This is a genomic window from Paractinoplanes aksuensis (genome assembly GCF_024137025.1).
Taxonomy (GTDB): domain Bacteria; phylum Actinomycetota; class Actinomycetes; order Mycobacteriales; family Micromonosporaceae; genus Actinoplanes; species Actinoplanes aksuensis.
In genome coordinates this window covers 40132-58190 of the sequence record NZ_JAMYJR010000016.1, presented here as the reverse complement: position 1 = coordinate 58190, position 18059 = coordinate 40132, and the positions used below count along the sequence as shown (strand labels likewise).

19 protein-coding genes are annotated in these 18059 nt (G+C 71.6%); 15 read left to right on the top strand and 4 right to left on the bottom strand.

Annotation, left to right across the window (positions count from 1 at the left end; genetic code table 11):
* Positions 1-33 precede the first annotated feature (33 nt).
* Both rho and M1L60_RS16160 read left to right on the top strand, forming a co-directional pair.
* Positions 34-2040: a transcription termination factor Rho gene (gene rho / locus M1L60_RS16165; RefSeq protein ID WP_253238239.1), complete on the top strand. Its 2007-nt coding sequence runs from the start codon at positions 34-36 to the stop codon at positions 2038-2040.
* 135 nt (positions 2041-2175) lie between these two features.
* The gene (locus M1L60_RS16160; protein WP_253238238.1) at positions 2176-3342 is read left to right on the top strand and encodes a nitric oxide synthase oxygenase; all 1167 of its coding nucleotides are present in this window, start codon (positions 2176-2178) and stop codon (positions 3340-3342) included.
* Here the strand turns inward: M1L60_RS16160 and M1L60_RS16155 are convergent.
* Positions 3326-3931 carry an RNA ligase family protein gene (locus M1L60_RS16155; RefSeq protein ID WP_253238237.1) on the bottom strand — a complete coding sequence of 202 codons (606 nt, stop codon included), beginning with the start codon at positions 3929-3931 and terminating at the stop codon, positions 3326-3328. The two genes, M1L60_RS16160 and M1L60_RS16155, sit on opposite strands and share 17 nt — an antisense overlap.
* Before the next feature lie 284 nt (positions 3932-4215).
* Between M1L60_RS16155 and rpmE the strand changes: the two genes are divergently transcribed.
* Complete coding sequence (gene rpmE / locus M1L60_RS16150) at positions 4216-4440, top strand: 50S ribosomal protein L31 (protein ID WP_253238236.1); 225 nt, start codon at positions 4216-4218, stop codon at positions 4438-4440.
* 78 nt (positions 4441-4518) lie between these two features.
* Positions 4519-5607, top strand: a complete 1089-nt coding sequence (gene prfA / locus M1L60_RS16145) for a peptide chain release factor 1 (RefSeq protein WP_253238235.1) — start codon at positions 4519-4521, stop codon at positions 5605-5607.
* Here the strand turns inward: prfA and M1L60_RS16140 are convergent, their stop codons facing one another.
* Together M1L60_RS16140 and M1L60_RS16135 are read right to left on the bottom strand one after the other, a co-directional pair.
* The gene (locus tag M1L60_RS16140; RefSeq protein WP_253238234.1) at positions 5608-6951 is read right to left on the bottom strand and encodes an outer membrane protein assembly factor BamB family protein; all 1344 of its coding nucleotides are present in this window, start codon (positions 6949-6951) and stop codon (positions 5608-5610) included. It lies immediately after the preceding gene.
* Positions 6952-6959: 8 nt separating this feature from the next.
* Positions 6960-8483 (bottom strand): GGDEF domain-containing protein, encoded by a 1524-nt coding sequence (locus M1L60_RS16135; protein ID WP_253238233.1) that lies wholly within the window; start codon positions 8481-8483, stop codon positions 6960-6962.
* An 80-nt stretch (positions 8484-8563) separates the two neighbouring features.
* On the opposite strand from M1L60_RS16135, the gene prmC reads away from it, so the two are divergent.
* The 4 genes from prmC to M1L60_RS47830 are packed head-to-tail and all read left to right on the top strand — an operon-like array spanning position 8564 to position 11639.
* Positions 8564-9421, top strand: a complete 858-nt coding sequence (gene prmC, locus M1L60_RS16130) for a peptide chain release factor N(5)-glutamine methyltransferase (protein ID WP_438862115.1) — start codon at positions 8564-8566, stop codon at positions 9419-9421.
* Between the two features lie 37 nt (positions 9422-9458).
* On the top strand, positions 9459-10103 hold the full coding sequence (locus M1L60_RS16125) for an L-threonylcarbamoyladenylate synthase (protein WP_253238361.1): 645 nt from the start codon (positions 9459-9461) through the stop codon (positions 10101-10103).
* Position 10104: 1 nt separating this feature from the next.
* Positions 10105-10698: an arsenate reductase/protein-tyrosine-phosphatase family protein gene (locus tag M1L60_RS16120; protein WP_308208494.1), complete on the top strand. Its 594-nt coding sequence runs from the start codon at positions 10105-10107 to the stop codon at positions 10696-10698.
* A complete protein-coding gene (locus tag M1L60_RS47830; protein WP_253238232.1) occupies positions 10695-11639 on the top strand; it encodes an L-threonylcarbamoyladenylate synthase in 945 nt (314 codons plus the stop codon). The genes M1L60_RS16120 and M1L60_RS47830 overlap by 4 nt, the downstream gene beginning before the upstream one ends.
* Here M1L60_RS47830 and M1L60_RS16110 read toward each other — a convergent pair.
* On the bottom strand, positions 11632-13131 hold the full coding sequence (locus M1L60_RS16110) for an SDR family oxidoreductase (RefSeq protein WP_253238231.1): 1500 nt from the start codon (positions 13129-13131) through the stop codon (positions 11632-11634). The two genes, M1L60_RS47830 and M1L60_RS16110, sit on opposite strands and share 8 nt — an antisense overlap.
* Positions 13132-13211: 80 nt before the next feature.
* On the opposite strand from M1L60_RS16110, the gene glyA reads away from it, so the two are divergent.
* The 7 genes from glyA (at position 13212) to M1L60_RS16075 (ending at position 17980) form a co-directional block, all read left to right on the top strand.
* Positions 13212-14501 (top strand): serine hydroxymethyltransferase, encoded by a 1290-nt coding sequence (glyA, locus tag M1L60_RS16105; RefSeq protein WP_308208493.1) that lies wholly within the window; start codon positions 13212-13214, stop codon positions 14499-14501.
* Positions 14498-15004 (top strand): hypothetical protein, encoded by a 507-nt coding sequence (locus tag M1L60_RS16100; protein ID WP_253238230.1) that lies wholly within the window; start codon positions 14498-14500, stop codon positions 15002-15004. Before glyA ends, M1L60_RS16100 begins: the two co-directional genes overlap by 4 nt.
* A gap of 209 nt (positions 15005-15213) precedes the next feature.
* A complete protein-coding gene (locus M1L60_RS16095) occupies positions 15214-15447 on the top strand; it encodes an AtpZ/AtpI family protein (RefSeq protein ID WP_253238229.1) in 234 nt (77 codons plus the stop codon).
* Positions 15448-15462: 15 nt separating this feature from the next.
* Positions 15463-16257 (top strand): F0F1 ATP synthase subunit A, encoded by a 795-nt coding sequence (gene atpB / locus M1L60_RS16090; RefSeq protein WP_253238228.1) that lies wholly within the window; start codon positions 15463-15465, stop codon positions 16255-16257.
* Between the two features lie 79 nt (positions 16258-16336).
* A complete protein-coding gene (locus M1L60_RS16085; protein ID WP_253238227.1) occupies positions 16337-16573 on the top strand; it encodes an ATP synthase F0 subunit C in 237 nt (78 codons plus the stop codon).
* 25 nt (positions 16574-16598) lie between these two features.
* Positions 16599-17159: a F0F1 ATP synthase subunit B gene (locus tag M1L60_RS16080; protein WP_253238226.1), complete on the top strand. Its 561-nt coding sequence runs from the start codon at positions 16599-16601 to the stop codon at positions 17157-17159.
* Positions 17159-17980, top strand: a complete 822-nt coding sequence (locus M1L60_RS16075; RefSeq protein WP_253238225.1) for a F0F1 ATP synthase subunit delta — start codon at positions 17159-17161, stop codon at positions 17978-17980. The genes M1L60_RS16080 and M1L60_RS16075 overlap by 1 nt, the downstream gene beginning before the upstream one ends.
* Positions 17981-18059 lie beyond the last annotated feature (79 nt).

The following is an 18059-nucleotide window of genomic DNA, read 5'->3' as shown; positions in this document are numbered from 1 at the left end:
GTATCTCGGGCTTTTTCCGACGGAAGGAATCCATTGAGCGACACCACCGACGTGACGTCGGGTGTTTCTGACGTCGCTGACGCCGGCGCCGGTCCCACCGCGACCGCCACGAAGCGCCGCCGGGGCGGCACCGGGCTGTCCGCGATGCTGCTGCCCGAGTTGCAAAGCCTCGCCGCGTCCCTCGGCATCTCCGGCACCGCCCGGATGCGCAAGGGCGAACTGATCACCGCGATCACCGAGCGTCAGGGCGGCGGAGCCCCCGCCGAGAGCGCGCCGCGTCCGCGCAGCAGCCAGGCCGCCAAGCAGGCGGCGGCTCCCGCCGAGGCCGCCGCGCCCGCGCCGGTTGTCGCCACGGCCCCCGTGGTCGCTTCGGCCAAGGCCGAGCCGCCGGTCGTCCAGGCCGCTCCGGCCGACGCGCCGACCGGTCCGATCGAGGCCGCGCCGGCCGCCGTCGCGCCGGCCGAGCAGGCTCCGGCCGCCGAGGCCGGCAGCCGCCGCAGCCGGGGCCGCGACCGCGACCGTGAGCCGCGGGAGGCCCGTGAGCCGCGCGAGCAGGCCGCTCCCGCCGTCGAGGCCGAGACGGCCGAGCGGACCGACCAGCGGCCCGAGCGCACCGAGCGTCCGGACCGGGGCGAGCGCAACCGCGACCGCAACGACCGCCAGCGCAACGATCGCCAGCGGGACGACCGGCCGCGCAACGACAGCCGGAACGACCAGGGTCGCAACGACCGCAACGACCAGAACCGCGACGACGACGACGGTGACGACGGCGAGGGCGGTCGTCGCAGCCGCCGCAGCCGGTTCCGCGACCGTCGCCGCGGTCGCGACCGCGACGGCAACGAGGGCGGCGGCGGCCAGCGCGACGGCGGCGGCCGTGAGCCGCACGTCAGCGAGGACGACGTGCTCGTCCCCGTGGCCGGCATCCTGGACGTCCTCGACAACTACGCGTTCGTCCGCACGACCGGCTACCTGTCCGGCCCGAACGACGTGTACGTGTCGATGTCGCAGGTCAAGAAGCACGGGCTGCGCCGCGGCGACGCGGTCACCGGCGCCGTGCGGGCCGCGCCCCGCGAGGGTGGCGGCGGCGACCAGCGGCGTGACAAGTACAACCCGCTGGTGCGGCTCGACACCATCAACGGCATGGAGCCCGAGGAGGCCCGGCGCCGCCCCGAGTTCTACAAGCTGACCCCGCTCTACCCGCAGGAAAGGCTGCGTCTCGAGACCGAGCCGCACATCCTGACCACGCGCGTCATCGACCTGGTCATGCCGATCGGCAAGGGCCAGCGGGCGCTCATCGTCTCGCCGCCCAAGGCCGGTAAGACGATGGTTCTGCAGGCGATCGCCAACGCGATCACCGAGAACAACCCCGAGTGCCACCTGATGGTCGTGCTGGTCGACGAGCGGCCCGAAGAGGTCACCGACATGCAGCGCTCGGTCAAGGGCGAGGTCGTCGCGGCCACGTTCGACCGCCCGCCGCAGGACCACACCACGGTCGCCGAACTCGCCATCGAGCGGGCCAAGCGACTGGTCGAGCTCGGCCACGACGTGGTCGTCCTGCTCGACTCGGTGACCCGGCTCGGCCGGTCGTACAACCTGGCCGCGCCGGCCTCCGGCCGCATCATGTCGGGTGGTATCGATTCGACGGCGCTCTACCCGCCGAAGCGGTTCCTGGGCGCGGCGCGCAACATCGAGAACGGTGGCTCGCTCACCATTCTCGCCACCGCGCTGGTCGAGACCGGCTCGATGATGGACACGGTGATCTTCGAGGAGTTCAAGGGCACGGGTAACGCCGAGCTCAAGCTCGACCGCAAGATCGCCGACAAGCGGGTCTTCCCGGCCATCGACATCGACCCGTCCGGCACGCGCAAGGAAGAGATCCTGCTCGGCAAGGAAGAGCTGGCGATCATCCACAAGCTGCGCAAGGTGCTGCACTCGCTCGACTCGGGGGCGGCGCTCGACCTGCTGCTCGACCGGCTCAAGCAGACCCGGACGAACGTGGAGTTCCTGATGCAGATCGCGAAGTCCACACCCGGCGAGTAAGGCCCGAACCACGAGACGCGGCCCCTCGGCAACGAGGGGCCGCGTCTTTTTGTCGCACAAACTGTGTGTGCGACACCGGGCAAAGCCGTGCGAATCTCCCTGCGCTCTTAAAACACAGACGGTTGGGGAGGCCCGATGACAGTGCCTGGTTACCGGGACGAGCCGGCCGCGAGATGGGACCCGGCCGCGCCCGCCGACCCCGGTGAGGCCGAGGATTTCCTGCGGCAGTGCTACACCGAGAACCAACGGCTGGGGCCGGTCGAACCGAGGCTGGCCATCGTCCGGGCCCAGATCGCGGCCACCGGCACCTACGTGCACACCACCGATGAGCTCGCCTACGGCGCCAAACTGGCCTGGCGCAACGCGAGCCGGTGCATCGGCCGGCTCTACTGGCGCAGTCTCGTCGTCCTCGACCGGCGCCGCGCGCGGACCGCCGATGAGATCTTCTCGCTGCTGGTGAACCACCTGCGCACCGCCGGCGACGGCCAGATCCGGCCGGTGATCAGCGTTTTCGCGGCCGCCCAGCCCGGTCAGCCCTACGCCCGGGTCTGGAACGAGCAGCTCATCCGGTACGCCGGCTACCGCGGCCCCGACGGCTGCCCCAAGGGCGATGCGCGTCAGGAGCAGTTCACCGCGGCCATGCGGGGCTACGGGTGGCGGGGCAAGGGTGACCAGTTCGACGTGCTCCCGCTGGCGATCGAAACCCCGGCCGAGGGCGTACGCCTCTACGAGCTGCCCGAACGGGCCATCCGCGAGGTTCCGCTGACGCATCCCGAGTTCAGCTGGTTCGCCGAGCTCGGCCTGCGGTGGCACGCGGTGCCGGCCATCTCGAACATGCGCCTGACGATCGGCGGCGTCCACTACCCGCTGGCCCCGTTCAACGGCTGGTACCTGGGCACCGAGATCGGCGCGCGCAACCTGGCCGACACCGACCGTTACGACATGCTGCCGACCGTGGCCGCGCGGATGGGTCTGGACACGAGCCGGGAGTCGACGCTGTGGCGTGACCGGGCCCTGGTCGAGCTGAACGTGGCCGTGCTGCACTCGTTCGAGGCGGCCGGGATCAAGATGAGCGACCACCACACCGAGTCGCAGCGGTTCCTCAAGCATCTGAGCAACGAGGAGAAGGCCGGCCGCCCGGTGCCCGCGGACTGGACCTGGATCGTGCCGCCGCTGTCGGGCGGGATCACCCCGGTCTTCCACCGCTACTACGACGAGATGGACCTGCGACCCGCCTTCTACCTGGACGAACCGGCGGCCGCGCTGGCCCGGGAGGGGTGCCCGGTCAGGCGAACTCATTGACGGCGAAGGTGTCGCCGCGCGGAACCCGCGGCCGCCTGGCGTGAACCCAGGCCAGCACCTTGACCTCGAACTCGTCGGCCGGGATGCGACCGGCCGCGCGTACCACGTACCCCTCGGAACTCGACCGCGAGCAGCGGGCGGCCCAGGCCGACCGGGCCTCGGAGAGGCTGCCGCCGCGGTAGAGCACCGGCACCACCGGCAGTTCCAGCCGTCGCGCCCAGTCGACAGTGTCGTCCCAGCCCAGCAGCGTGTTCGTCTCGTCCCAGATGCCGAAGACGATGAAGACGCCGGGCAGGTCGGAGTAGGCGATGCTACGACGGGCCCACATCGACTCGCCGCACACCCGCCAGTCGTCCGGGATCCGGTGGGCCGTCATGGCCCACAGCGCCTTGGCCGGGCGGTCCCAGGGCTGCGTGTCGTCACCGGGGCCCGGCCCGTAGATCGCGTCCCGGGTGAAGGTCAGGTTGCCGCCGTCGAGCTTCTCGGTCACCACCAGCTCGCCGTCCAACCACGACAGATCGGGCTGCGCCCGGTCGTCGCCGATGCCGGGCGAATCGGGCAGGTGCCGGGTCCGGGGATACTTCAGCACTTCGAAGTCCCCCTCTGCCCGGCAACACGGCCGCATGCATAGTGCTGCCTGCGGCCCGTTCGCGTAAAGATCCAGCCGAGGCTACCCGGGAGCCGCCCCGGACGGGTTCGGGCAAAAAGGCGGAAACACCCCGGGAATGCCCCGGCCGGAGCCTACGTTGAAGCGCAGGTCGAGCCGATTTCGCCTGGACGCGGCGGCATGGCAGACTGGTACATCGGCCAGAAGGTTCCGGTTCCCGCAGCGATGCGACCCGGCGACCACTTTTCGAGAGGGACCGAGAACACATGAAGAGCGGCATTCACCCGGAGTACACCTCGACCGAGGTCATCTGCTCCTGCGGCAGCACCTTCACCACCCGCAGCACCGCCAAGGGCGGCGAGATCCGCGTCGAGACCTGCAGCGCCTGCCACCCGTTCTACACCGGCAAGCAGCGCGTCCTCGACACCGCGGGCCGGGTCGCGAAGTTCCAGGCGAAGTACGCCAAGATCAACGCCGCGAAGAAGAAGTAACTGCTTCAACGGCGCCCGTTCCCCGTTCCGGGGGCGGGCGCCGTTCGCATGTCGGCTGGAAACCGGAGGGAGAGACCCGTGAGCAACGATCGTCTGAGCAGCCTTCTCGACGAGTACGCCGCGCTGGAGCAGCGGATGGAGGACCCGTCCATCCACTCGGACCAGGCCCTCGTGCGCCGGGTCGGCCGCCGTTTCGCCGAGCTGGCCCCCATCTACGCCGCCAACGCCGAGCTCGAGGCGGCCCGGGCCGACCTGGCCGCGGCCAAGGAGCTGGCGGCCGAGGACCCGGCCTTCGCGTCCGAGGTCGAGTCGGTCGCGGCCGCGCTGCCGCCGCTGGAGGAGAAGCTGGGCGAGATGCTGATCCCGCGCGACCCCAGCGACGCCAAGGACGTGATCGTCGAGATCAAGGCGGGGGAGGGCGGCCAGGAGTCCGCGCTGTTCGCCGGGGACCTGCTGCGCATGTACACCCGCTACGCCGAGCGCCGGGGCTGGGCGGTCGAGGTGATCGACTCCCAGGAGTCGGATCTCGGCGGGGTCAAGGACATCTCGATCGGCGTACGCACCAAGGGTGTTCCCGACGGCGGTCACGGCGTCTGGTCCCGGATGAAGTGGGAGGGCGGCGTGCACCGGGTGCAGCGCGTCCCGGTCACCGAGTCGCAGGGCCGCATCCACACCTCGGCCGCCGGCGTGCTGGTGCTGCCCGAGGCGGAAGAGGTCGAGCTCGAGATCGCGCCCAACGACCTGCGGATCGACGTGTTCCGCTCGTCCGGGCCCGGTGGCCAGTCGGTCAACACCACCGACTCGGCCGTGCGCATCACCCACCTGCCCACGGGCACGGTCGTGAGCTGCCAGAACGAGAAGAGCCAGCTGCAGAACAAGGAGTCGGCGATGCGCATCCTGCGGTCGCGGCTGCTGGCCATCGCCCAGGAGGAGGCGGACGCGGCGGCCTCCGACTCGCGCAAGGCCCAGGTGCGCACGGTCGACCGCTCGGAGCGGATCCGCACCTACAACTTCCCGCAGAACCGGATCACCGACCACCGCATCGGCTACACCGCCTACAACCTCGACCTGGTGCTCGGCGGCGAGCTCGACGGGGTGCTGGACGCGCTGGCCGCCTCCGACCGCGCGGCCCGCCTGGCCGGCGAGACCGAGATCGACCGCCGGTAGTCAGCCGACGGCGATGACCTCGTAGCTGTCGCCGCGGTTGCAGGCCAGGATGCCGGTCCGCACCGAGCACGGTGGCCCGGCCACCGGGGCGATCGAGCCCAGCAGCCACTGGCGGCCGGTCCGCAGGTCCCACCGGGTGACCGCGGTGCGGCCGGCGGGTGACTCGGTCGGGCGCAGCACAAGAGCCGTGCCCTCCTGCGTCTCGTTCCAGGCCAGCGTGCCCGAGGCGGGCTCGCCGACCACCCGGCCGGTGCCGGCGTCGACGAGCCGCATCGCACCGTCGTCGGCGCCCTCGCCGACCGCCACCCGCTCGGCGTTCAGCGGCCAGGCGTTGGCCGCGTCGGCCAGCCGCCACAGCTGGGCGCCGGTGTTCATGTCGTAGGCCACCACTCCCTGGCCGCCGTTGACACAGAGCGCGGCGCCGCACGCGAACGCGTACCCGTCGGTGTGCGGGGCCCGCCACAGCTCGGCCATCGTGTCGGTGCGGTAGACGCTCATGTCGAACGTGTTGGCCTGCGACCGGTTGACCACCAGGATCTCGCTCGTGCCGGTGAGGTCGTTGAAGAAGCCCTCGTCCGGACGCGGCGTGACCCACGGGATCCTGGCCTCGCTGAGCAGCGCCCCCGAGGCGTACGCGTAAATCTTGATCTCGCCCACGTCGGTGGCCGTGACGACCTTGTCGGGCCGGTCGTTCATCGGCAGCGACAGGTAGTTGCGAACCCCGGCGGTGTCGCGGCTCCAGATCGTGCTGCGGTCGCTGAGCCGGATCAGCCGGATCCGTCTGAGGGCCGCCCCCGGGCTGAACTGGGTCATCAGGGCGGTGTCGTGGCTGACCGTGTAGGGCTCGCCGTCGGTGCGCCACAGCTCCTCGCCGGTGGCGATCGACACCGCGACCGTCGCCCCGTGCACCTCGGCCTGGAAGGCCGTGCCGTCGTTGGCCGAAGGCAGCTCGACCAGCCGGCCCTCGGTCGGGATGAGCAGCATCCCGGCGTCGTCGGCGGGCTGGATGTAGCCGATGGCCCCGTTGAGCGTGCGTTGCCAGCGGATCGCGCCGGTGCGCAGGTCGTGCGCGACGATCGTCGTGACCGAGTCGGCCGTGCGGTACACGAAGAGGGAATCGCGGCTCAGCGCGGTGCCCTGGGCCTCGCTGGTCGCGACGCTCCACAGCGGACGCAGGCCGTGGGCCCGGGGCACCTCGGCGCCGGTCAGCGTGACCGCGCACAACAGCGCAGCCACGACCAGGGCGATCTGACGGACGAGCCGGCGGTCGAACCGGGCCGAGCCGGCGGGCGCCGGCCGGTCGTCGCCGGCCGTGGGCATCTCGCCGAGCTCGATGGTGCTCATGGCACAGGTCAGGTCATTTCGCTGAGCGGCCGGCTGGGCAGCCGGTTCGCCGCGGCCGCGGCGAGGGCGGCACTCAGCGTACGCCCGTTGGCCCCCACCTCGGACCAGCCGGCGGCCAGGCTTATCGGCGTCCCCGGCACCAGGACCTGCCAGTTCTCGGCGTTGGTGGCCGCGGCGATGCGGCGCGACACCTCGGCCGCCTGGGTCGTGCCCGCGCCCGGCAGCACCACCACGAACTCGTCGCCGGCGAACCGGGCCACGAAGTCGCCCCGGCGCATCACCCGGCTCAGCACCCCCGCGATGCGCTGGAGCACCAGGTCGCCGCAGTGCCGGCCGTGCCGGGCGTTGACCTCGGTGAAGCCGACCAGGTCGCAGACGCCGATGGCCGCGCGCTCGCCCCGGGCCAGCATCGTGGCCACGTACCGCTCGAGCTGGCGGCGGTTGGGCAGGCCGGTCAGCGGGTCGGTGAGCGACTCGTCGCCGTAGCGGCCGGCCTCGCGCTGCGTCTCCTGCGCGTCGAGCCGGGCCGCGACGCCGTCGAGGTAACCGTCGCGCAGCCGGTCGATGCGCTGGGCGGCGAGGCGGAACGCGTAGCGGTCGGCGGCGTGCGCGGCCGCGTGGTCACCGGCGGCCGCGTGACAGATGCTGCGCAACCGGGCCGGTTCGGCCGCGCCCAAAATCTCGGCCGAGACCGGCACCGAGTCGAGCATGGACAGTGCCAGCTCGGGCTGGCCGGCGGCCAGCGTGAGGCAGACGTTCCCGAGGTGGTGCAGGTCGCGGGTGCGGATGCTGTCGCCGCCGCCGGTCAGCCAGGTCAGCGCGTCGGCGCCCGTCTCCTCACCCAGCGCCGCCCGCCGGGCCAGCGAGTAGCCGTACGCCGCACGGCTGCCCGGACGCAGTTTGTCGGCGCCGATCGACACGTAGCGGGCCAGCTCGACGTTGATGTCGCGCAGCACTCGCAGACAACCGTCGGTGTCGCCCTGGTGGTCGAGCGAGACGGCGTTGCGCAGCCGGATGCCGGGCGCCGCGAAGATCTCGGGAGGCACGCCGACCGCGACGCCGACCTGCCGGGCCTGTTCGATCGCGGTCAGCGCGTGCCCGTGAAAGCCCAGATAGGAGTACGCCATGGCCAGGTCGTGCCAGCCCCAGGCGGTCTCGGAGTCGTTCTCGCGCACGGCGGCGAGCGCCCGCGAGGCCTGCACCAGGTGGGTCACCCCACGGTCCAGATTGCGCTCGAGGTGGGCGCCGAGCGCCGCGAACGCGTGCATCTGGCCGCGCAGATAGGGATCGGGAATCTCGCGGACGGCGTTTTCCGCGGTGGTCATCGCGGCCGCGAGGTCGGCTATGCGGCCCAGGTTGATCAGCGCGCCGAATCGCTGGACCAGCGCGTAGGCCCGGGTGGTGGGGTCGGTCACGACGGCCAGCACACCGTCGAGGATGGGCAACGCCTCGGCCGAGCGCCCGTTCTGCTGCAGGGTGTTGGCCCGGCGCAGCTCGTCGACGTTCTCCGCGAGTCGGTCCAGCCAACTCACCAGGCGCCTCCCACCGGTGCCGCGCGTCAGGCCACCGACCCGGCCGGTCGGCGTCGCACGTGACGTCCGATGATTATGCCGTGCCGGACTTGGAAAACATCTCCCGATCTTCGCTGAGCGCCGCTCTGGCAAGAGCGACGGCCGATCTCGCCGCCGCCGGGCTGCCATCGCCCCGGGTCGATGCCGAGTGGCTCGCCGCGCACGTGCTGGGCATCCCCCGGGGTCGATTGTTGCTCGTGGACTCGTTGCGGGCCGGTGAGCTGAGCCGGTTCACGGCCCTGGTCGCGCAGCGGGCGCAGCGGATCCCGCTCCAGCATCTGCTCGGCACGGCCGCCTTCCGGCATCTCGAACTTCAGGTCGGCGACGGCGTCTTCGTCCCACGACCCGAGACGGAACTGCTCGCTGGTTGGGGGATCGAGCACACGGCGCCCGGCGCGACGGTGGTCGACCTGTGCAGCGGCTCGGGCGCGATCGCGCTCGCCGTGGCCGACGAGGCGAAGCCGGGCCGGGTCGTCGCGGTCGAACGGTCCCCGGCCGCGCTGTCCTATCTGCGCCGCAACGCCGAGCCGTTCGCGGCGGTCGAGGTCGTCGCGGGTGACGTGACCGACCCCGGCCTGCTGCCCGATCTGCGCGGCGCCGTGACCGTGGTGCTCTGCAACCCGCCGTACGTCCCCACGGCCACGACGGTGCCGCCCGAGGTCGCGCTCGACCCGGCCGAGGCGGTCTTCGGCGGCGGGGACGGGCTCGAGGTCATCCGGCCCGTCGTCGCGCTGGCCGCGGCCCTGCTCGCACCGGGTGGCGTGGTCGGCATCGAGCACGACGACGTGCACGGCGAGGCGGTGCCCGCGCTGCTGCGGGCCGACGGCCGGTTCACCGAGGTGACCGCCCACGACGACCTCACCGGCCGCCCCCGGTACGCGACCGCCCGGCGCACCTGATCGATATGGCGCGGCGCATGGCAGACTGCACGGTGTGATGCTCTACGACTGCCGTACCACCGCGGACCGGGATCGCGGCATCGCCGCCGCCGTCGAGGCGGTCAAGAGCGGTGAGCTGGTCGTCATGCCGACCGACACGGTGTACGGCGTCGGCGCCGACGCGTTCACCCCGCATGCGATCACCGCGCTGCACCATGCGCGAAGCGTCACCAACTTCGTCCCGCCGCCGGTGCTGGTCGGGTCCCGGCACACGCTCGACGGCCTGGTCTACTCGCTGCCCAAGGCGGCCCGCGAGCTGGCCGACGCGTTCTGGCCGGGCGCGCTGACCCTCTACGTCGAGCATTCGCCCAGCCTGCAGTGGGATCTGGGCGAGACCGGCGGCCGCATCGCCGTCCGCATGCCTCTGCACCCGGTCGCGCTCGAGGTGCTGCGCGCGGTCGGCCCGATGGCGGTCACCACGGCCAACAAGGTCGGCTCGCCCGCGCCCGGCACCGCCGAGGCGGCCCGCGACCAGCTCGAGTACGCGGTCCGCGTCTATCTCGAGGCGGGCGAGGCGCACGACCCGGCCCCGAGCACGATCGTCGACGTCAGCGGCGAGGCCCCGCAGGTGCTGCGGGCCGGCGCGATCCCCATCGAGAAGCTGCGCGACGTCGTGCCCGAGCTGCTGGCCCCGGAGGCCTGAGGTGGCGCCCTTCACCGTCCTGCATATCTGCATGGGCAACATCTGCCGCTCCCCGATGGCCGAGCGCCTGCTGGCCCGCGCGGTCCGCGACCGGGTCGGCGAGCAGGGCGACCAGCTCGTGCGCAGCGTCAGCGCGGGCACCGGCGGCTGGCACGAGGGCGAGCAGATGAACCCGCCCGCGGCCCGCCAGGTGCTGGCCCGGGGCGGCGGCGACGACGGTTTCGAGGCCCGCAAGCTGCGCGGCGACTTCATCGACGAGGCCGACCTGATCCTCACCGCCACCGCCGACCAGTACGACTACGTGGTCGCGCTGCGGCCTGAGGCGGCGGCCCGCACGTTCGTCACCGGCGAGTTCGGCCGGCTGCTGGGCTCGATCGACGCCGCCGCGCTGCCGCCGTCCGAGCCGAAGCCCGACGCCGTGCGCGCCCGCGGGGTCGCCATCGTCGAGGCCGTGCACGGGGCGCGCGGCGATTCCGGTCCGCGGCCCGGCGACGATCTCGACGACCCGTGGGGCCGGGGCGACTCGACGTTCCAGCGCATCGGCGACGAGATCGAGGACACCACCGTTCCCTTCGCCGTGCTCCTGCTGCCGTGACGGTCGTCCGTCCCGACGCCGACGGCTTCCGGCGGGCGGTCGAGGTGCTGCGGGCCGACTCGGTCGTCGCTTTTCCCACCGAGACGGTCTACGGCCTGGGCGCGAACGCGTTCTCCGAGAAGGCGGTCGGCGAGATCTACCGGCTCAAGAACCGGCCCTCGTGGAACCCGCTGATCGTGCACGTGGCCAACGTCGAGGCCGCCCGCGAGCTGGCCGAGTCGTGGCCCGTCGAGGCCAACGAGCTGGCCGCCCAGTTCTGGCCCGGCCCGCTCACCCTGGTGCTGCCGCGGGCCCGCCACCTGAGCGGGGTCGGCGCGAGCAACGACACCATCGCCATCCGCGTCCCGGCCCACGAGGTCGCGCTGCGGCTGCTCGAGGAGTCGGGGCTGCCCCTGGCCGCGCCCAGCGCCAACCGCTCCGAGGGCATCTCGCCGACCACGGCCGAGCACGTGCTGCGCAGCCTGCCCGACGTGCCGCTGGTGCTCGACGGCGGCCCGGCGGCCTGGGGCATCGAGTCGACCGTGCTCGACCTGACCGGCGGCGGGGTGCGGCTGCTGCGGCCGGGCGCCGTGCCGCTGCGCGAGTTGCGTGACGTGGCCGGGCCGGTCGAGCTGCCCGGCGAGGGGCCGTCCGACGGCGCGGCCCGGCCGTCGCCCGGCATGAGCCGCCGGCACTACGCGCCCCGGGCGCGGCTCGTGCTGGTCGACGACGTCCGCGAGGCCGACCGGGACGAATCGGTCGGCGTCCTCACGTACGAGACGGCCGGGGTCGAGGGGGCCGAGGTGCTCTCCGGCGACCCCCGCGAGTACGCGGCCGACCTCTACGCCGCCCTGCACCGTCTGGACGACGCCGGCGTGACCACGATCCTGGTCCAGGAGCCGCCTCGCACCGAGGACTGGCTGGCCGTACGCGACCGGTTGGGCCGCGCGGCGGCTAAGTAGCAGGCAAGCCTTCAGCCCTTTCCTGAGCGGCGGGCGGGGTGGTTGGACTGGTCTCGGCGCCGCGGGCGATGTTGCGGGCCATGCCGCTGAAGATGAACCCGTGGAAGGGCACGACCGAGGCCCAGTACGCGTGCCCGCCCAGCCCGCGCGGCAGGAAGATGGCCCGCTGCCGGTAGATGCTGCCGCCGTTGCCGTCCGGGGTGGCGCACATCTCGAGCCAGGCCCGGCCCGGCACCTTCATCTCGGCCCGCAGCCGCAGCGTCCGGCCCGGTTCGACCTCCTCGACCCGCCACCAGTCGAGCGCCTCGCCGACCCGCAGGTGCTGACGGTCGCGCCGCCCCCGGCGCAGCCCGACCCCGCCGACCAGGCGGTCCAGCCAGCCCCGGACCGACCAGGCCAGCGGGAACGAGTACCAGCCGTTCTCGCCGCCGACCCCCTCGATGACCCGCCACAGCGCGTCCACCGGCGCCTTCACCTCGCGGCAGCGCTCGTCGACATAGATGCTGCCGCCCGACCAGTCGGGGTCCGAGGGCAGCGGCTCGGCCGCCCAGTCCCGCCCGGCCGCGTTCGACCACCGGGTCTCCACGTTGGCGTCGCGGATCTTGCCGAGCGCGACCCGGACCGCCTGCTCGAAGCCGAGCGGCTCGTCGGGGGAGTACTGGCGGATGTCGTCCTCGTGGGCCACCGCCTCGTGGATCAGGCTGGCCACCAGCGGGCGGGCGATCGCGTTGGGCACCGGGGTGACCACGCCGACCCAGTGGGCCGACAGCCACGGGCTCAGCGGGCGCAGCGGCACGATCACCCGCTTCCGCAGGCCGGCCACATGGGCGTACCCCTGCATCATCTGGGCGTACGTGAGGACGTCCTTGCCACCGACGTCGAAGCCCCGGTTGACCTCGGGCGGCAGGTCGATCGCGGCGATCAGGTAGCGCAGCACGTCCCGGACGGCGACGGGCTGGATCCGGTTGGTGACCCAGCGCGGGGTGACCATGACCGGCAGCCGCTCGGTCAGGTGGCGCAGCATCTCGAACGACGCCGACCCGGACCCGATGATCACCGGAGCCCGCAGCACGGCCGTCGGCACCCCGCTCGCCAGCAGGATCCGGGCCACCTCGGCCCGCGACCGCAGGTGCGGCGACGGGTGCTCGTCGGCCGGCGGTTCGGGCCCGCCCAGGTAGATGATGCGCGAGACGCCGGCCGCCTCGGCCGCCGTGGCGAAGTTGTGGGCGGCCTCCCGGTCCAGCGCCTCGAAGTCCTTGCGGCCCAGCGAGTGGACCAGGAAGTACGCCACGTCGACGCCCTCCAGGGCCGCCGTGAGCGTCTCGGGTTCGTTCAGGTCGCCCTCGGCCACCTCGACCCGGGACACCCAGGGCACGTCGCGCAGCCGTCCCACGCCCCGGGTCAGACACCGCACCTCGTGGCCGGCCTCGAGCAGACGGGGGGCGAGCCGCCCGCCGATGTATCCGGTCGCACCGGTCACCAAGCACCGCATAAACGCAGACTGTGCCCTCGGAAGGCCCCTCATAAGCCATATGCTCGAATCCGGCGACGGTGACTGCTCGGGGAGGGCACGTGGACACCTTCTGGGGTCCGGACTTCGGGGCGCTCGAACGCACCGATCCGGAGATCGCCCACGTCCTGCTGGCCGAGGTGGCCCGTCAGCGCGGCGGGCTGCAGCTGATCGCCAGCGAGAACTTCACCTCGCCGGCCGTGCTGACCGCCCTCGGCTCGACCCTGGCCGACAAGTACGCCGAGGGTTACCCCGGTGAGCGCTACTACGGCGGCTGCGCCGAGGCCGACCACGCGGAGCGGCTGGCCGTCGAGCGGGCCCGGGATCTGTTCGGCGCCGAGCACGCCAACGTCCAGCCGCACTCGGGGGCGGCGGCCAACCTCGCGGCGTACGCGGCCCTGGCCGAGCCCGGCGACCCGGTGCTGGCCATGGAGCTGTCCCACGGCGGCCACCTCACCCACGGCAGCCGGGTCAACTTCAGCGGCAAGTGGTTCCACCCCATCGGCTACCGGGTCCGGGCCGACACCGAGCTGATCGACTACGACGAGGTCCGCGACCTCGCGCTGGCCCATCGACCCAAGATCATCATGTGCGGCGCCACCGCGTACCCCCGCCTGATCGACTTCGCCGCGTTCCGCGAGATCGCCGACGAGGTGGGCGCCTACCTGGTGGTCGACGCCGCCCACTTCATCGGGCTGGTCGCGGGCCGGGCCGTCCCGTCCCCGGTGCCGCACGCCGACGTGGTCACCTGCACCACTCACAAGGTGCTGCGGGGCCCGCGCGGCGGCATGATCCTGTGCCGGGCCGAGCTGGCCCAGCGGATCGACAAGGCCGTCTTCCCGTTCAGTCAGGGCGGCCCGATGATGCACGTCGTCGCGGCCAAGGCGGTGGCCCTGCGCGAGGCCGCGCAGCCCGCCTTCCGGGCGTACGCCGAGCAGGTCGTGGCCAACGCCCGCGCGCTCTCGGCCGGGCTCGCCGCCCAGGGCATGCGGCCGGTCACCGGTGGCACCGACACCCACCTGGCCCTGACCGACCTGCGCGACACCGGGATCTGCGGCCGCGACGCCGAGGCCCGGTGCGAGCTGGCCCGCATCACCATCAACAAGAACGCCATCCCGTACGATCCGGAGCGACCCGCGGTGGCCTCGGGCATCCGGGTGGGCACGCCGAGCGTGACCACCCAGGGCATGCGCGAGGACGAGATGCGGCAGATCGCCGGTCTGATCGGCGGGGCCGTGCGCAGCGATCCGGCCACGACGGCCGGGGCGGCCCGGCTGGCCGATGCCGCGGACGAGGTGGCCGCCCTGGTGCGCCGGTTCCCGGCGTACGGGCGGCAGGAGGTGATGGCTTGACCACAGAGATCGACGAGTTCGAGCAGGAACGTCAGCGCGCGCTCGAGTTCCAGCGCGAGCAGGCGGTCAAGGACGACGAGGACGACCGTCCCCTGCCCGACCTGCCCCCGCTGCCCGCCGACCCGCGGTGGCGGGTGGCCCACCTGCCGTTCCTCAGCGCGGTGTCGTTCGCGCTGCTGCTCTGCGCCGCCTCGGCCGGCTTCCTCGCCGGCGGGGCGCCCTCGGCCCTGGGCGCGGCCGCCGGCGTGCTGATCGTGACGGTCAGCTTTACGATGTCGACGCTCGTCATCGCCTGGGCCGACACCGTGCGACCGGCCCTGTTGATGCCGCTGGCCCTGTTCACCTACGTGCTCAAGTACGGCGCGCTGGGTGTGGTGCTGGCCTTCGGGGTGTCGGCGAACTGGGCCGGCAAGGACGCGCTCGGCTGGGGCATCGTCGTGGCCGTCGTGGTCTGGACCGCCGTCCAGGCCTGGTGGTTCCACAAAGTGAGTCGCTCGAACTGATCGTCTAATGGGCGTTTCGCCTCGTCAGCGCCCCATTCGTGGTTTGTTGACCACGAAACGGTGACGTGAACGCTTATGGCTTGTCGGGTTATGGCGAAGGGGGAGTACCGTGTCCTTCCAGTTGCGAGACCCCTGACGCCTGGACAGCTTCGGTTGTGCGGGGGGTCCCGCTTAGCCTCGTCTTTCCTGCTGATATCGTTCGGGCCGTCATGACCGGTCAAGAACCTCCCAGGAACCCCAGTGGTGACGACGACCCACCCCCGCCCGACACGGGCATGGGAATGACGGCCGTCGCATACCTGATCTCAGGCATGTTGGTGTGGGGAGCGATCGGCTGGCTGGTTGACCACTATGTCGGCACCAAGGGCATCTTCGCCGGTATCGGCGCAGTCGTTGGCATCGCCGGCGGTGTCTACCTCATCGTGCGCCGTCTCGGCGCCTGACAGGAAAGGGCTACGGTGATCGAGCAGTCGTTGGTCCTCGCTTCGGAAGTTCCGTTCCCGCCGAGTGTCGAGGACTTCTATCTGCCCAGCATCGTGCCGTGGGGCGCGCACGACAGCTACTGGTTCACCAAGATCACCGCGCTCATGTGGGTCTCGGTGGCGGCGATCATCATCTTCTTCCTGGTCACGTACCGGAAGCCGCAGCTGGTGCCGACCAAGAAGCAGTGGCTCGCCGAGAGCATCTACGGCTTCGTGCGCAACAACATCGCGGTCGACATGCTCGGCAAGCGCGGCATCAATTTCGCGCCCTACCTGACGACGCTGTTCGTCTTCATCCTGCTGATGAACTTCTGGGCCATCGTGCCGTTCGCGCAGATCTCGCCGAACTCGCACATCGCCTTCCCCGCCATTCTCGCGGTCATCAGCTACGTGATGTTCATCTACATCGGCATGAAGCACCACGGCGGCCTGAAGTACTTCAAGCACGCGCTCATTCCGCCGGCGCCGTGGTTCATCCTGCCGCTGCTGATTCCGATCGAGTTCTTCTCGACCTTCCTCGTGCGGCCGTTCTCGCTCGCCGTCCGTCTCTTCGCGAACATGTTCGCCGGCCACATGCTGCTGCTGGTGTTCACGCTGGGCGGCTTCGCGATGCTGAACGCCAACATCTGGTTCGCGCCGTTCTCGCTCGTCTCGTGGGCGATGACCATTGCGCTGACCTTCCTGGAGTTCCTGGTCATCTGTCTCCAGGCCTACGTCTTCACGGTGCTCACCGCGAGCTACGTCCAGGGCGCGCTCGCCGACGAGCACTGAGTTCCATCCCGCACCACCCTGCATCACCCCGTTTGTCGTCCCGCGTGACTGTCACGCGAGATTCCAGGAGGATTTCGTAATGGTTGACTACATCGCGGCCGTTGAGGGCAGCACCGCCGCCATCGGCTACGGTCTCGCCGCCATCGGCCCCGGCATCGGTGTCGGCCTGGTCTTCTCGGCCTACATCCAGTCGACGGCGCGTCAGCCCGAGTCGTCGCGCCTGACCCTGCCGTACGTCTGGATCGGCTTCGCCGTCATCGAGGCCCTGGCGCTGCTCGGCATCGCGTTCGGCTTCATCTGGGCCGGCAACGTCTGATCTTCAGCCTCGTTAGGAGGTGTCCATGATCACCGATGTTCTCACCGTTGCCGCCGAAGGCGGCACGGAGCACAACCCGATCATCCCGCTCTGGCAGGAGGTCGTTCTCGGTCTCGTCGCGTTCAGCATCCTGTGCTTCGTGCTGATCAAGTTCGTCTTCCCGATGATGGAGAAGACGTTCGCGGCGCGGGTCGACGCGATCGAGGGTGGGATCAAGCGCGCCGAGGCCGCCCAGGCCGAGGCCAACCAGCTTCTCGAGCAGTACAAGGCCCAGCTGGCCGAGGCTCGTACCGAGGCCGCGCGCATCCGCGACGAGGCCCGGGCCGACGCCGAGGGCATCCGGCAGGACATCCTGGGCAAGGCCCGCGAGGAGTCCGACCGGATCATCGGGGCCGGGCGGGAGCAGCTCGCCGCGCAGCGCGAAAGCATCGTGCGTGAGCTCCGCTCCGAGGTCGGCACGCTCGCGGTCGACCTGGCCGGCAAGATCGTCGGCGAGAGCCTCGCCGACGAGGCGCGTAGCCGGGGCACCGTCGAGCGGTTCATCAACGAGCTCGGCACGGCCGGCTCGGCGGGCGGGCGGCGCTGATGGCGTCGACCGCCGGCCAGCAGGCCACGGCCGAGGCGAGCGCCAAGTTCGCGGCCGGCACCAGCACGGCCACGACCGCTCAGGTCGCCTCGGCCGCCGACGAGATCCTGTCGGTGGCCGGCCTGCTGCGGGCGCAGCCCCGGCTCCGCCGGGCGCTGACCGACCCGTCGCGCTCCGGCGCCGACCGGGCCGGTCTGGTCCGTTCGCTGCTGTCCGGCAAGGTCGCCGAGGTCGTCCTCGACACGCTGGCGACCCTGGTCTCGGGCCGGTTCTCCCGGCCCGCCGAGCTGCTCGACGCCGTCGAGCGGCTGGGGGCCGACGCCGTGCTGGACTCCGCCCAGAAGGACGGCAAGCTGGCCGACATCGAGGACGAACTGTTCCGCTTCGGGCAGATCGTCTCGGGGAACTCCCAGCTCGCCGTCACGCTGAGCGATCCAGGTGCGCCGATCGAACGCCGGGTTAAGCTGGTGGAGGACTTGCTCAAGGGCAAGGCCCAGCCGGCCACGGTGCGGCTCGCCGAGATCGCTCTCGAGGGTTTCGGGGGCCGTGGCTTCGAGGCGTCGTTGAGTCGTCTGGTCGAGCTGACCGCCGCGAAGCGTGACCGTGAGGTCGCGTACGTGACGGTCGCCAAGCCGCTGACCGACGCCGACGAGCAGGCGCTGGCTGCCAAGTTGTCCGACATCTACGGCCGCCAGGTCTCGCTGAAGGTCGACGTCGATCCCGCGATCATCGGCGGCGTCAGTGTCCGGGTCGGCTCCGACCTCTACGACGGCACGATCCTGCGCCGGCTCAACGCCGCCAAGCAGGCTTTCGCGAAGTAGATTTTTTCCTCGGTCCGGCGGCGACGCGGATCGAGCAGGCCCCTCGGTGGCGGGAACGTCCCGAGCTAGACAGAGAAGG

Bases quoted from the DNA above. Each gene is read 5' to 3' on its own strand.
- M1L60_RS16160 (WP_253238238.1), top strand. From the start codon at position 2,176: ATGACAGTGCCTGGTTACCGGGACGAGCCGGCCGCGAGATGGGACCCG.
- rpmE (WP_253238236.1), top strand. From the start codon at position 4,216: ATGAAGAGCGGCATTCACCCGGAGTACACCTCGACCGAGGTCATCTGC.
- M1L60_RS16140 (WP_253238234.1), bottom strand. From the start codon at position 6,951: ATGAGCACCATCGAGCTCGGCGAGATGCCCACGGCCGGCGACGACCGG.
- M1L60_RS16125 (WP_253238361.1), top strand. From the start codon at position 9,459: ATGCTCTACGACTGCCGTACCACCGCGGACCGGGATCGCGGCATCGCC.
- M1L60_RS16110 (WP_253238231.1), bottom strand. From the start codon at position 13,131: ATGCGGTGCTTGGTGACCGGTGCGACCGGATACATCGGCGGGCGGCTC.
- M1L60_RS16095 (WP_253238229.1), top strand. From the start codon at position 15,214: ATGACCGGTCAAGAACCTCCCAGGAACCCCAGTGGTGACGACGACCCA.
- M1L60_RS16085 (WP_253238227.1), top strand. From the start codon at position 16,337: ATGGTTGACTACATCGCGGCCGTTGAGGGCAGCACCGCCGCCATCGGC.
- M1L60_RS16080 (WP_253238226.1), top strand. From the start codon at position 16,599: ATGATCACCGATGTTCTCACCGTTGCCGCCGAAGGCGGCACGGAGCAC.
- M1L60_RS16075 (WP_253238225.1), top strand. From the start codon at position 17,159: ATGGCGTCGACCGCCGGCCAGCAGGCCACGGCCGAGGCGAGCGCCAAG.